General features: G+C 49.7%; 12 protein-coding genes. 3 read left to right on the top strand and 9 right to left on the bottom strand.

Going from position 1 to position 13,500, the window contains the following annotated elements:
* Nucleotides 1-7: 7 nt before the first annotated feature.
* On the bottom strand, nt 8-1,732 hold the full coding sequence (locus BN3279_RS18180; protein WP_059052710.1) for an ABC transporter ATP-binding protein: 1,725 nt from the start codon (nt 1,730-1,732) through the stop codon (nt 8-10).
* 206 nt (nt 1,733-1,938) lie between these two features.
* Here BN3279_RS18180 and BN3279_RS18175 point away from each other — a divergent pair, with 206 nt between their 5' ends.
* Complete coding sequence (locus BN3279_RS18175; protein WP_059052708.1) at nt 1,939-2,802, top strand: class I SAM-dependent methyltransferase; 864 nt, start codon at nt 1,939-1,941, stop codon at nt 2,800-2,802.
* Between the two features lie 2 nt (nt 2,803-2,804).
* Nucleotides 2,805-3,569 (top strand): RluA family pseudouridine synthase, encoded by a 765-nt coding sequence (locus tag BN3279_RS18170; protein ID WP_059052706.1) that lies wholly within the window; start codon nt 2,805-2,807, stop codon nt 3,567-3,569.
* Between the two features lie 235 nt (nt 3,570-3,804).
* Here the strand turns inward: BN3279_RS18170 and BN3279_RS18165 are convergent, their stop codons facing one another.
* Complete coding sequence (locus BN3279_RS18165; protein WP_059052704.1) at nt 3,805-4,215, bottom strand: MarR family transcriptional regulator; 411 nt, start codon at nt 4,213-4,215, stop codon at nt 3,805-3,807.
* A gap of 109 nt (nt 4,216-4,324) precedes the next feature.
* Entirely contained in the window at nt 4,325-5,398 is a 1,074-nt protein-coding gene (locus BN3279_RS18160; RefSeq protein WP_059052703.1) for a branched-chain amino acid aminotransferase, read from the bottom strand.
* Nucleotides 5,399-5,537: 139 nt separating this feature from the next.
* Here BN3279_RS18160 and BN3279_RS18155 point away from each other — a divergent pair, with 139 nt between their 5' ends.
* Nucleotides 5,538-6,413, top strand: coding sequence for a LysR family transcriptional regulator (locus BN3279_RS18155; RefSeq protein WP_059052701.1), 876 nt, complete (start codon nt 5,538-5,540; stop codon nt 6,411-6,413).
* A gap of 55 nt (nt 6,414-6,468) precedes the next feature.
* Here the strand turns inward: BN3279_RS18155 and nadE are convergent, their stop codons facing one another.
* The 6 genes from nadE to gyrA form a co-directional block, all read right to left on the bottom strand.
* Nucleotides 6,469-7,290, bottom strand: a complete 822-nt coding sequence (nadE, locus tag BN3279_RS18150; protein WP_059052698.1) for an ammonia-dependent NAD(+) synthetase — start codon at nt 7,288-7,290, stop codon at nt 6,469-6,471.
* 44 nt (nt 7,291-7,334) lie between these two features.
* The gene (nadD, locus tag BN3279_RS18145) at nt 7,335-7,946 is read right to left on the bottom strand and encodes a nicotinate (nicotinamide) nucleotide adenylyltransferase (protein WP_059052696.1); all 612 of its coding nucleotides are present in this window, start codon (nt 7,944-7,946) and stop codon (nt 7,335-7,337) included.
* 19 nt (nt 7,947-7,965) lie between these two features.
* A complete protein-coding gene (locus BN3279_RS18140; protein ID WP_082673121.1) occupies nt 7,966-9,456 on the bottom strand; it encodes a nicotinate phosphoribosyltransferase in 1,491 nt (496 codons plus the stop codon).
* 27 nt (nt 9,457-9,483) lie between these two features.
* A complete protein-coding gene (locus tag BN3279_RS18135; RefSeq protein WP_187377818.1) occupies nt 9,484-10,062 on the bottom strand; it encodes a cysteine hydrolase family protein in 579 nt (192 codons plus the stop codon).
* A 41-nt stretch (nt 10,063-10,103) separates the two neighbouring features.
* Entirely contained in the window at nt 10,104-10,877 is a 774-nt protein-coding gene (locus BN3279_RS18130; protein WP_059052694.1) for an NUDIX hydrolase, read from the bottom strand.
* Nucleotides 10,878-11,055: 178 nt separating this feature from the next.
* Entirely contained in the window at nt 11,056-13,488 is a 2,433-nt protein-coding gene (gene gyrA, locus BN3279_RS18125) for a DNA gyrase subunit A (protein ID WP_059052693.1), read from the bottom strand.
* Between the last annotated feature and the right edge of the window lie 12 nt (nt 13,489-13,500).

Here is a 13,500-nt window from a genome sequence, read left to right as displayed (position 1 = left end):
CTTAAGCTCAACCGTGCAATTGGCCGAATTGCGCTTGATGCAAGCGGCTATAATGACCTCCCGCCGCAATCAATTCCTGATGGCGTCCTTGCTCGGATATCCCTTCCTCCGTCACCACCACAATCCGGTCAGCATTCTTAATCGTCGCCAGCCGGTGTGCGATAATAAGCGTGGTACGACCAACCGCAAGTTCAGATAACGACTGCTGAATCGCCAGTTCCGTCTCCGTATCCAACGCCGAAGTAGCCTCATCCAGAATGAGAATAGGTGGATTCTTCAGGAACATGCGGGCAATCGCCAGACGTTGCTTCTGTCCGCCAGACAGCTTCACCCCACGCTCCCCGATGACCGTCTCCAGGCCCTCCGGCTGAGAGCGGATAAATTCCTCCAGTTGCGCTCGCCGAGCGGCTTCCCACACTTCCTCTTCCGTCGCCTCCAGCTTCCCGTAGGCGATATTTTCGCGAATCGTGCCCGAGAACAGGTAAACATCCTGTTGCACAATCCCAATATTGCGCCGCAGCGAGTTCAGGGTCATCTTGCGGATATCCATGCCATCGATAGTAATCTCCCCTGCATTGACATCATAAAAGCGCGGCAGCAAGCTGCACAATGTCGTCTTGCCAGCCCCGGATGGGCCCACGAAAGCCACCGTCTCACCGGGACGTATCTTCAGGCTGATCTCCTCCAGCACCCGGGACGAGCCTTCATAACCGAAGGACACCCGGTCGAAGTGAATATCTCCCTTCAAGGAGCCAACGTGGACAGCGTCAGGTGAATCAGCCACATCCGGCTCCGTATCCATAATTTCCAGATACCGCTTAAACCCGGCGATCCCCTTAGGGTAGCTCTCAATGATTGCATTGATTTTCTCAATCGGACGTATGAAGACGTTAGCCAATAGAAGGAAGCCAATAAATTCTCCATAGGATAGCTCGCCCTGAATGACAAAGTAGGTACCGCAGACCATGACGAACAAGGAAACGAGCCGCATCAGCATATAGTTGATTGACAGGCTGCCCGCCATGATTTTGTAAGCACGAAGCTTGGTAGCCCGGTAAGCATTGTTGTTCTCCTCGAACAATCCCTGCTCATGCTGCTCGTTAGCGAATGCCTGAACTACGCGGATACCGCCGATGTTCTCTTCAACGCGGGAATTGAAATTCCCCAGCGCCGAGAACAAACCACGATACGTCGAAGTCATTTTCCGGTTAAAATAAAGGGCCGCCCAGACGATAATCGGGACGACGAGGAAGGTCAGCACAGCCAGCTTCCAGTTAATGGTCAGCATCAGCACGAATGAGCCGATCAGCGTCATTCCCGCGATGAACACGTCCTCCGGACCGTGGTGGGCAACCTCCCCGATATTATCCAAATCGTTGGAAATTCGGGACATCAGATGCCCGGTTTTATTGTTATCGTAGAAGCGGAAGGACAATTTTTGCAGATGATCGAACATCTTTTTGCGCATATTGGTCTCAATGTTAACTCCGAGCATATGACCCCAATACGTCACGATATAATTCAGCCCCGTGTTCAGGACATAAATACCCAGCAAAGCAACGCAGGCCCACATAATGAGCGACCAATTCTGCCCTGGCAGCAGCTTGTCGACAAATTGATTGACCGCAATCGGGAATCCAAGCTCCAGCAAGCCCGCAACCACGGCACAGGTAAAGTCCAGTATGAATAAGTGTTTGTATGGACGGTAATATGAGAAAAAACGGCGCAACATCTCTTGATCTCTCTCCTATCTTTTCGGCTATGTAAGTATGTTGATCAATCTATCACAGTTTTCGCATAAATTGAAGAAGTTTTCTCCAAGATGGTGGCATGAGGACAGTTAAATAAGGTACAATAACTACCGAATCAACTGACCTATGGAATGGAAAGCCCAGCAAGGGCTGTTCGCTTTAGGCGTACGGAAGGAAGGATTATTACATGTACGTAGCTAACGATTGGCAAGATTACGAAGTGCTGGACACGGGGAATGGTGAGAAGCTAGAGCGCTGGGGGGATATCATTTTACGGCGTCCCGATCCGCAGATCATCTGGCCAATTACCCAAGAAGATCATCAGTGGCGCGAGGTGCATGGTCATTATCATCGCAGCTCCTCCGGCGGAGGGCAGTGGGACATGAAGAAGCAGTTGCCCGAACGCTGGACCGTTTCCTACGACCAGCTGAAATTTTATATTCGCCCGACCAGCTTTAAGCATACGGGCTTATTTCCCGAACAAGCCGCCAACTGGCGGTGGATGATGGACAAGATCTCCGCAGCGGGGCGGCCAATTCAAGTGCTGAACCTGTTCGCCTATACTGGCGGAGCTACCGTAGCGGCGGCTTCAGCGGGTGCTTCCGTCGTCCATGTCGATGCCGCGAAGGGCATGGTACAGTGGGCCAAGGAGAACGTGGCACTCTCGGGCTTAACTGACCGACACGTTCGCTTTATTACGGACGACGTATTCAAGTTCGTGCAGCGTGAGCAGCGGCGTGGCAATCGCTATGATGCCATCATCATGGACCCACCGTCTTACGGACGCGGTCCGGGCGGCGAAATGTGGAAGCTGGAGAGCAGCTTGTATCCCTTCGTGGAATCCTGTCTCTCCATTCTGTCGGACAACCCGCTGTTCTTCCTGATCAATTCCTATACGACAGGAATTTCGCCAACGGTGCTGAATAACATGTTGTCCATGACCGTGAAGAAGCGGTTCGGCGGACAGATCTCTGCGGGAGAATTAGGGCTGCCAATTACGCGATCCGGGCTTCACCTGCCTTGCGGCATACTCGGTCGCTGGGAGGAATAGTCATGAGCTCCCCGGTTATGCGGACGACAGGCAAGCCGGACATGGCTATCCTGTTCGAGGACAATCATCTGCTGGGCATCGAGAAGCCCGTTAATGTTCCTACCCAGGAGGACGCCAGCGGTGACCCCGATCTGCTCAATTTGCTCAAGGCCGATATTAAGGAGCGCTACGGCAAGCCCGGCAACGTCTACTTAGGCCTCGTGCATCGGCTGGATCGCCCGGTTGGCGGCGCGATGATCTTTGCCAAGACGTCCAAGGCCGCCTCCCGGCTTGCCGAAACGGTTCGCACCCGTAAATTCGGCAAATCCTACGTTGCGATCGTACACGGGACGCCGCCGCAACCGCAAGGCGCACTGTCCGATACGCTATTGAAGGATGAGCGAACGAACACGGTATCCGTCGTCCCGGCGGGAACGCCCGGTGGGAAAGAGGCAAGACTGGATTACCGGGTGCTGGGCAGCTCAGCAGCAGACAACCTGAGTCTTGTTCAGGTGGAGCTGCACACAGGCCGTTCACATCAGATCAGGGTACAATTGAGTCATCTCGGCTGCCCTCTCTATGGGGACCAGAAATACGGAGCCTCCCTGAACAAGCCCGGTCAGCAAATTGCTTTATGGTCGCTGTACGTCGGATTTCCCCATCCAGTGACCAAAGAGCCCATCGACCTGGTCTCCCTCCCTCCACGTGAGTATCCGTGGAACCTTTGGGAGGAACGGACATTTAGCCATCTGGCCGAAATGCTTCGTGCGGGAGAGAACGGATTCTAAAAGTGTGGTGAGCAACTCAGACCTGCGGCCGGTATGGGCTTTCACTCGCTGTTAAACCCGGATTTACCTGAACTATTAGACCCCACAAGGTTAAAATCCGGGTTTAAAGGCGACCGCATTCGCTGTTCCAGCTCCATACCGGCTCTCCGGTAACGTTCACCACACTTTTTTTGAGCATAAAGGCGGGAGTTCTGGAGCATCTGCTCCAGGCTCCCGCCTTTGTCATTAATCCCGCCTATTTGGTTCCGGAGATCTTCCCCAGCAAATAAACCAGCAACTGTTGATTATGGGTGGAGATACGGTCAAGCACTCCGCTCAAATAAGCATTTCGGACAGCAACGCCCCGCTGAACCTCGGCTTGCCCTTTATCCGTAATGGACACCCACACGTTCCGACGATCATGCTCATCCCGGTCACGGCGAATCAATTCTCCGCGCTCCATCCGATCCAGCAGCATCGTAACCGCCGCAGGCGTTGTGGATAGGAACGGAATGAGATCGGACGGCTTCAGGCTCCCCTGCTGCTCCAGCAGTTCCAGCACGGTTAGCTGAGACGTGGTCAACGTCGGAGCCAGTTCCTCTTCCATATGAGTCTGATAGTCCTTGACGATAAGGTCCAGCAATCTGGAAAACTCGGCGGTATGCAAATCTTACCCCTCCTTGCCTAACATCACCATCCTTCCTAATTCGCTATGTTCCTATGAAATTCCTTCTCCGGGTTCCATCATTTGTCGTACTTTGCTTGCCGCAGCCAACTTAGGCTTCACAAACCGTGTATCTCCAGCCCCTAGGGTCTTCACGGTCTCCCCGCTGGATACCCGTGAGTGTATCATAGAGCCGCTGGGACAGCTCTCCGGTTTGTCCACCGCAAATTTCAATCTCACGGCCCTCCCACTGCATGCTACCGATGGGCGAAATGACCGCAGCCGTCCCTGTACCGAATGCCTCCAGCAAAGTTCCAGCCTCATGCGCTTCAAACAGTTCAGAGATCGAAATTTTCCGTTGCTTGACCGTAATCCCCCATTCCTCCAGCAAACTGATGACCGAATTACGAGTAATCCCAGCCAGAATGCTGCCGTTCAGTTCCGGTGTAATGACTTCATCTCCGATCTTGAAGAACACGTTCATACTGCCAACTTCTTCGACATAGCGGTTCTCAATACCGTCCAGCCATAATACCTGTGAGAAGCCAAATTCTTTAGCTACTTCCTGTGCTTTAATCCCGGCGGCATAGTTGCCTGAGGTTTTCGCCTCTCCGGTTCCTCCGCGCACGGCCCGCACATACTGGTCCTCCACATAAATCCGGACGGGGTGAATCCCTTCGGCATAATAAGCACCAACCGGCGACAGGATAACGATTAATTGATATTCACTAGACGCACGCACGCCAAGCCCTGCCTCCGTCGCAATCATGAAGGGACGGATATAGAGCGAATTGCCTTCGCCTTCCGGCACCCAATCCTTCTCCAGTTCGATCAGTTGGCGAATCACCTCCAATACCTGCTGGGTATCCACCTGTGGCATGCTAATCCGGGAACAGGACTCATTCATCCGCCGCAAGTTCATGTCAGGACGGAACAGGGCAATGTTGCCTTGCGGCGTGCGGTAAGCCTTCATACCCTCAAAGACCTCTTGACCGTAATGCAGCACCATAGCGGAAGGATCAAGCACCAGTGGTCCGTAAGGAACGATTCGTGGATGATGCCATCCCAGTCCATCTGTATAATCCATCAGTAACATATGATCGGTAAAATATTTCCCGAAGCCCAATTGATCGGCGGCAGGCTTGGGCTTCTTGTCCGTAGCGAGTGTAATTGGCCATGAATTCATCGTTTAACAATCTCCTTTGTTTTGAGAATCCGAATAGGTAAGTTGATTTAACTATAACGATTCTCCATTCATTGATCAATAATATAATTTCAATTATAATCATTGATAAAATCTATCGTTAGTGAAGGGAGATGGCGTGTTGGAGCATCGCTTGCTGGAGTATTTCATCGCGGTTGCCGAAGAATTGCATTTCACCCGGGCTGCTGAGCGGCTGGGCATTACCCAGCCCACATTAAGCCATCAAATTCGGCTACTTGAGCAAGAGCTTGGCACTCCCTTGTTCCAACGTACCGGCAAGAAGAATTATTTGACCCAGGCTGGGGAAATTCTGCTGGAGCATGCCCGGCGAGCCGTCTATGAGCTTGAACAAGCCAAGCGGCAAATCAAGCAACTGAGCGGTTTGCAGCAGGGACATCTGCGGATCGGCTGCTCGGGTAATCATTTACTGGAGAGCAAACTGATTTCCTTCCATCGGCAATATCCTGGAATCGGGTTAACCGTACTGGAGTTGGCAACCGAGGAAACCTACAACGGTCTGATGCATAACCAGTTGGATCTTGGCGTCGTGTTCCTCCCGTTACAGGATGAACAGATCGTGACCAAGCCCCTGTACGACGAAGAACTGGTACTGGTCGTCTCCGACCGTCATCCGTTTGCCCGCATGGCGGAGGTGCCGGTGGGCCATTTAACTGAACTGCCGCTGGTGCTGTTCCCGCCTAAATTTTACGTCCGCCAATTGTTTGACGCTTCCTGTGCGGAAGGGGGCGTTGTATTAAAGCCAATTATGGAGCTGTCCACCATGGAGTCCCAGGTCCACATGGTTCGCCATCAAGCTGGGGGCACCGTGCTGCCAAGCTCCTACGCCCAGACCTTGATTGGCACCGATCTGGGAAGCGGTGTGGCTGTTGTTCCGCTCAGTGAGCCCACGCCACGGAAGAAGGTAGGTCTGGTGTACCGCAAGAGTACCTCCCTGGACTTCGCCCTGCAAGCCTTTATAGAACATTTGACCGCGTAAAAAAGAGGATGCTCCAAAAGTAAATATTGGAACATCCTCAAGCAGATTTGTTTTGTTATTTCTTCCACCATGCATCAAAGGGCGAAGCTGGAAGCTCACGTTTGTGGGTGGTTACCAGGTAGCGGCGTTCAATATTCGCTTTCGCTTCAGGAGCAACCTCTTGCCCTGTTAAATATAAATCCAATATATCATAAGATAATCCAAGCTCAGTCTCATCCGCTTGCTGCGGCTTGTTATCGAGCAGATCAGCCGTAGGTACTTTAAGATAAATACGCTCTTCTGCTCCTAATGCTTGCAACAACTCACGACCTTGCCCTTTCGTAAGCCCGGTCAATGGAAGTACGTCCGCGCCACCATCCCCGTATTTTGTGAAAAATCCTGTAACGGCTTCTGCTGCATGGTCTGTTCCGACAACAAGACTTCCATGCTCTCCAGCAATCGCATATTGGGCAATCATCCGCATTCTTGCCTTCACGTTCCCCTTGTGATAGTCGGCTAACGGCGCAGATGCGGTCTCCTTGTAGCTACTAGCCAAGGCATCTACACTATCCTGAATGTTGAACACAAGTGACTTATCCGGCTTGATAAATGCCAGTGCTGCTTGTGCATCGTCCTCATCATGCTGAGATCCATAAGGCAAGCGTACTGCGTAGAAGGTAGCCTCAACGCCTTCTGCACGTAATCCTTCCACCGCTAACTGAGCTAATTTCCCTGCCAGGGAAGAATCCTGTCCGCCACTAATGCCTAACACTAGTCCCTTAGCTCCTGCGGATTTTAAATAGTCTTTCAAAAATTGTACGCGCTCTTTAATCTCTACCTCTGCATCAATGACAGGCTTAACCTGCAAACTACGTATGATTTCTTCTTGTAAACTCATCTCTCTCCATCCTTTCCTGTACCTCATTTAATTTAGTCAGCTAATTAGTATAGATCATGCTGTTTAATATACTGATAACAAGACTCAGGCAATAAATATCTTGGCTCTCCCCCACGGTGAAATTCTTCCCGAATATACGTAGAGCTAATCTCCATCGCGAGGCCTTTATCAATCAGATGAAAAGTATGTCCATCATCGGCATTGCGCAAAATGGGAGACTTGCTGATGGCCGCTAGCATACTGATTCCCTCTCGGGCCATAACTATAAATTTGTTCTCCTGAATGAGTTCTTCGGATTTTTTCCATTTTCCTTCCCCAATATCCAGCAGTAAATCTGCACCCATAATAAAGTAAACTTCATCATGGGGATACACGCTTTTGAAGTGCTTCAATGTTAAATAAGTGGCAATTTCCCAAGCAGGCAAATCCATTTCATAACGATCGCTAGTAAACTTATCATTCCCGCTGATTGCAAGTCCAATCATATTCCATCGATGCTCATCGGAGATCGTAATCGTTTTATCCGTCCGCTTGCTAGAGCATGGTAAGAAGATCACCTGATCTAGCTTACAACGATGAGCAATCGTGCTTGCTGTCCATAAATGTACATTCGTGATTGGATCAAATGAAGAGCCATAAATTCCGATCTTCCCCATGATTGACGACACACCTCTCCTAAGCCTCTAAGCTCCCATTCACCTTTTCTCGTACCGCTTCAATCAATTTCATCTTATTATTCCAGCATTGCTGACTTAAGTTCACAGGATATTCCGCAGGATTTAACATCCGCTTGTATTCCTCCCATAACACTTCAAGATTATTGCTGGCGAATGCTTGAATGTCAGCGAGCGTAGGAAGAGCATACACTAGCTTTCCTTGTTCAAAAATAAGCTGATGAAGCTCCTGTGCTTCAAAGTTCGTTACGAATTTGGCAATGTACGTATGCACGGGGTGGAACATTTTCAACTTCTGTTCGGCTTGTGGTTCCTCACTCGCAAGTGCCACATAATCCCCTTCGGATTTCCCACTATTTCGGTTAATTATACGGTATACCTTTTTGATACCCGGTGTCGATATCTTTTCAGGATTGGCGCTTATTTTAATGGTATCCACCATCGAGCCAACCTCATCTTCAATGGTAATCAATTTGTATACGGCACCAAGCGCAGGCTGATCATAGGCAGTAATGAGCTTCGTTCCCACGCCCCACACATCTATTTTAGCGCCTTGTGCCTTGAGGTTCATAATCGTATATTCGTCAAGATCATTGGAGGCATAAATTTTGGTGCCCGTATACCCTGCTGCATCTAGCATTTTACGTGCTTCCTTCGACAAATACGCAAGGTCACCACTGTCTAAACGTATCCCGCGGAAGTTAATCTTGTCACCTAGCTCCCCGGCCACTTTAATCGCATTCGGCACACCCGACTTTAAGGTATCATACGTATCCACGAGAAAGACACAATCCTTGTGAACCTCTCCGTATTTACGGAATGCCGTATATTCATCCTGATAAGCCTGCACAAAAGCATGCGCATGTGTACCCGAGACCGGAATGTTAAATAGCTTCCCTGCTCTTACATTAGACGTCCCATCGAAGCCCCCGATATAAGCTGCTCGTGTCCCCCAGATCGCCGCATCCATTTCCTGTGCACGTCTAGTCCCGAACTCCATACTAGTCCCGTCACCAATCACTTGCTTGATACGTGATGCCTTCGTAGCGATTAACGTCTGGTAATTCACAATATTGAGTACCGCCGTTTCAATTAACTGTGCCTCGGCCAGAGGAGCTTCGACACGTAGAATCGGTACATTGGCAAACACAAGCTCCCCTTCACGCATGGCATATAAATTACCCGTAAATCTTAACTCCTTCAAGTAGGCAAGATAATCTTCGGCATAACCCTCATCTCTTAAATAAGCAAGATCACTGTCGCTAAAATTAAAATCATGCAAGTATCGAATTACACGCTCAAGTCCAGCAAAAATAGCGTAGCCATTTTGGAACGGCATTTTGCGAAAATACACTTCAAATATCGCTTTACGATTATGAATCCCATCTCTAAAATAAGCCTCTACCATGTTAATTTGATAACGATCCGTATGAAGTACCAAGCTATCATCGGCATAAGTGCTTTGCGGCAGTTTAACTTCTGTCATATTCATCTTGGGTTGCTCCTTCTTCATCTTGTCTTATCTGATCTCGGCGCCTAAAGAGCCTTTGAAATGACGTAAAGCCCACGCGTGACCTTCTGCGTCAAAGCTTGCAATAGCTCCTTCATGAATCACAATCTGGAAGCCTTTATTATAAGCATCTACCGCAGTATGCAATACACAAATATCACTACATACCCCCACTAAATGCAATACTTCAATTTTACGCTCACGTAGTCTTAGCTCTAAATCCGTCCCAGCGAACGCACTGTATCTCGTCTTATCCATCCAGTATACATTCTCGTTATCACGGTTACCATCGTACACTGTCTGTAGTTCACCATACAAATGACGTCCACTTGTACCTACAAGGTTGTGAGGAGGAAACAGCTTAGTTTCTGGATGCAATTCATCCCCCTGCTTATGCAAATCAATGGCAAATACAACATAATCACCACGTTCGATGAACTGCTTGGTAATGGCTACAATCGTATTCTCAATGGCTTGCCCCGGCTCTCCACAAGTTAACGCCCCATCCGTAGCCACAAAGTCATTCGTATAATCGATATTGATTAAGCCTTGCCTTTTCCCCGTGTTGTTCTCCATGTTTGTATTCATAGTGATTCCTCCTCAACCCTGTTTATATAAAATTGATTTTACTACCGTTTGTTATGATAAATCGAGTGGTTGACCGGTACATCCACAAACCGATACAGTTGTGTTGGCTTCTTAGAGGTTCTTGTTGTTTTCTCTCCTTTAACCTCTTCAATAAAAGGTAAGGATTTAATTTTTCTCGCAAATGCTGCATCAAGAGTAATGGCTGAATCATCACTCACCGTGAGCAGTAAAGCCTGTAATTCTGAATACGTAAATTGTTCTGGCAAAAAGGATTGTGCTACCGTTGTCTCTAGTAGCTCACGTGTAATGACTGCAATGGCATCTTCAATAATGATTCTATGATCAAAAGCAAGGTCTAGCTGCAGCACATCTTTAACCGAGAACAATTCGACCTCACTCGCATCATCATTTGCCTTACGCTCCTGTAGCTGATGTTCTGGCACAATCGCATAATGTGCGTTAGTAATGATCCAACCTCTTGGATCACGCCCCGGAGTATCATATACCCCATAATGCTTGAGGTGAATATCTTTAACCCCGGTCTCCTCCATTAGCTCACGTCTAGCGGATTCATATGCCGTTTCATCAGGATTAACAAATCCCCCTGGCAAAGCCCATTTTCCTGCTTCCATATTAGGTCTGCCTTCACTATCCGTCATACTACGCTGAATGAGCATCAACTTTAAATCCATGACGGGAGGCTTAAATTCCTGATGTGAGGAAACAATCGTGAACACCGCAATATCTGAAGTATAACCGTCTGGCGTTCTATACTTTTTCACATCATATTGCTGCAATGCCTGTTCATTGGACACGTAGGTTACATCCTTTCCGCTAACAAACTTAACATTTAACACTTTGTTAATTGTTATTATAAATGAATGATTTTACTTTGTCAATTCATTACTTTCTGTTTTTTTGTTTAGCAAAATAAAGAGGATATCCCTTGGTCATCTACGATGATTTTCAGGACATCCTCTAACTTTAATCGGGCTATTCTTTGACGATGAGGTCGATGATCTCATCATTTTTGTCTACAGGTACCAGCACCTTGCCAATGGATTTCCGCTCAGCCAGCGGTGCTGATTCGGTACTGAAGTTATGGGTGTGCCCTTCACGGGTCACAACCTCAAGCGTGATGGGCTCCTTGCAATGAATTCCGCCAATCAAGCGGCTGCCATTTGGCTTAACACGCTTGCCTTCCTTGAATTCAAACGTCTGGAGCCCCTTGCCTCCACGGCTCTGCAACGTATAATCCAGCAGCAAGCTACGTTTGCCGTAGCCGAGATCGGACAGCACGAGAATTTCACCCTCCTCGCCCTCGACCCACAAGGCGGACACGATCTCATCCTCATCCTTCAGGTTAATGCCACGTACCCCGGCGGATACCCGGCCCATCGGATTGACCTCATTCTCTGCAAACCGAATCGTCATCCCCTGCTTGGTCAACAGCAAAATGTCCTGCTTGTTCTCACTAGGAGATACGCTAAGCACTTCATCTTCCGCCCCTACCTTGCAAGCTGCTACAGCTCCGGTGCGCTTGGTCTCGTACTCCTTCAGCTCCGTCCGCTTAACCTGTCCCCGCTTCGTCACGAACACCAGACTACGCGCGTCATCGAAGCTCTTGAGAGCGATGACACTGACGATACGATCTTCCTTGGCAAGCGGGATGACGTTAACGATAGCCGTACCGTTATCCTTCCACTTGAACTCTGGAATTTGATGCACCGGCAAGAGGAAGTACTGTCCGCGTTGGGTGAAGATGAGCAAGTTCTGCAACGTATCCACTTCGAACAAATGCTTGATGTAGTCGCCTTCCTTCACTCCCGAGCCGTCCCGTTCCCCACCGGAGCGGGTAAAGGACAGCATCCCTGTGCGCTTGATGTACCCCTCACGAGAAATCGTGACCAGCACATCCTCCTGAGCAACCAGCACTTCCAGATTGACCTTCAGTTCCTCTACCTCGTCCTGAATCAGCGAACGACGGTCGATCCCGTATTTCTCGCGGATTTCCAGCAGCTCTTTCTTAATCAGAGCAATCAACTTCTTGTCACTCTCCAGAATGCCGCGCAGAACCGTAATCTTCTTCTGAATTTCGTCCAGCTCTTTTTGCAGAGTCACAATTTCCAAGTTGGTCAAACGGTATAGCTGCAACGTCAAGATGGCATCGGCCTGTCGCTCGGTGAAGCCGAACATCCATTGCAGATTATTTTGCGCATCCTGACGGTTCTTGGAGGCTTTGATGGCATCAATGACTTCATCCAGAATATTGAGGGCCTTGACCAGCCCTTCCAGAACATGAGCCCGATCCTCCAGCTTCTCCAGCTCATATTGCGTCCGGAAGGTGACAATTTCCCGTTGGTGAGCAATGTAGGCATCCAGCATAGGCTTGAGGCCAAGCTGGCGCGGTGCCTTGTTCACGATGGCCACCATGTTGAAATTGTACGTTACCTGAAGATCAGTCTTCTTTAGTAAATAAGCCAAAATTCCTTGGGCATCCGCATCCTTCTTGAGCTCAACGACAATCCGAAGTCCATTCCGTCCGCTCTCATCCCGAACCTCGGCAATGCCGTCCACCTTTTTCTCCAGACGGATGTTTTCCATCGCCGTCACCAGCCGAGATTTGACCACCTGGAACGGGATTTCCGTGACGACAATCTGCTGCTTGCCTCCGCGAAGCGTCTCAATCTCCGTCTTGGAGCGTACATAAATGCGCCCTTTACCAGTAGAGTAAGCCTCCTGGATGCCTTCCTCGCCCATGATGATGCCTCCGGTCGGGAAATCCGGTCCCTTGATGAACAGGCGGATCTCCTCCAGCGTCATCTCCGGCTTCTCCATCAGCGCAATGCAGGCATCAATGACCTCACGCAGGTTATGCGTCGGAATCTCCGTCGCAAAGCCGGCCGAGATCCCGCTGACCCCGTTCACTAGCAGATTGGGATAACGCGACGGCAATACTACCGGCTCCTTCGCCGTATTATCGAAATTGTCCTTGAACGGGACAGTACGCTTCTCGATATCGCGCAACAGTTCCATTGCAATAGGTGACAAGCGCGCTTCCGTATAACGCATAGCTGCAGCCGGGTCATCATCCTGCGAGCCCCAGTTGCCATGACCATCAACCAGCACATGCCCCATCTTCCATGGCTGTGCCATACGGACCATGCCTTCATAGATGGAGGAGTCACCATGGGGATGGTAGTTCCCCATGACGTCCCCCACAGTCTTGGCCGATTTGCGGTAAGGCTTGTCCGGCGTATTGCCGGAGTCGTACATAGCATATAGAATCCGCCGTTGCACCGGCTTTAGCCCGTCGCGTACATCGGGAATGGCCCGGTCCTGAATAATATACTTGGAATACCGGCCGAAGCGGTCACCAACCACCTCTTCCAAAAACGCCGGCAAAAAGTTTTCCAGCATGCTCACATCAATTCACCT

Origin of the sequence: Paenibacillus senegalimassiliensis, from assembly GCF_001486585.1 — a bacterium.
Lineage (GTDB): Bacteria > Bacillota > Bacilli > Paenibacillales > Paenibacillaceae > Fontibacillus > Fontibacillus senegalimassiliensis.
The sequence above is the reverse complement of the archived record's forward strand: the minus strand, read 5'-3'. Positions and strand labels throughout refer to the sequence as shown.

Bases quoted from the DNA above. Each gene is read 5' to 3' on its own strand.
- BN3279_RS18180 (WP_059052710.1), bottom strand. From the start codon at position 1,732: ATGTTGCGCCGTTTTTTCTCATATTACCGTCCATACAAACACTTATTC.
- BN3279_RS18175 (WP_059052708.1), top strand. From the start codon at position 1,939: ATGTACGTAGCTAACGATTGGCAAGATTACGAAGTGCTGGACACGGGG.
- BN3279_RS18170 (WP_059052706.1), top strand. From the start codon at position 2,805: ATGAGCTCCCCGGTTATGCGGACGACAGGCAAGCCGGACATGGCTATC.
- BN3279_RS18160 (WP_059052703.1), bottom strand. From the start codon at position 5,398: ATGAATTCATGGCCAATTACACTCGCTACGGACAAGAAGCCCAAGCCT.
- nadE (WP_059052698.1), bottom strand. From the start codon at position 7,290: ATGAGTTTACAAGAAGAAATCATACGTAGTTTGCAGGTTAAGCCTGTC.
- nadD (WP_059052696.1), bottom strand. From the start codon at position 7,946: ATGGGGAAGATCGGAATTTATGGCTCTTCATTTGATCCAATCACGAAT.
- BN3279_RS18140 (WP_082673121.1), bottom strand. From the start codon at position 9,456: ATGAATATGACAGAAGTTAAACTGCCGCAAAGCACTTATGCCGATGAT.
- BN3279_RS18135 (WP_187377818.1), bottom strand. From the start codon at position 10,062: ATGAATACAAACATGGAGAACAACACGGGGAAAAGGCAAGGCTTAATC.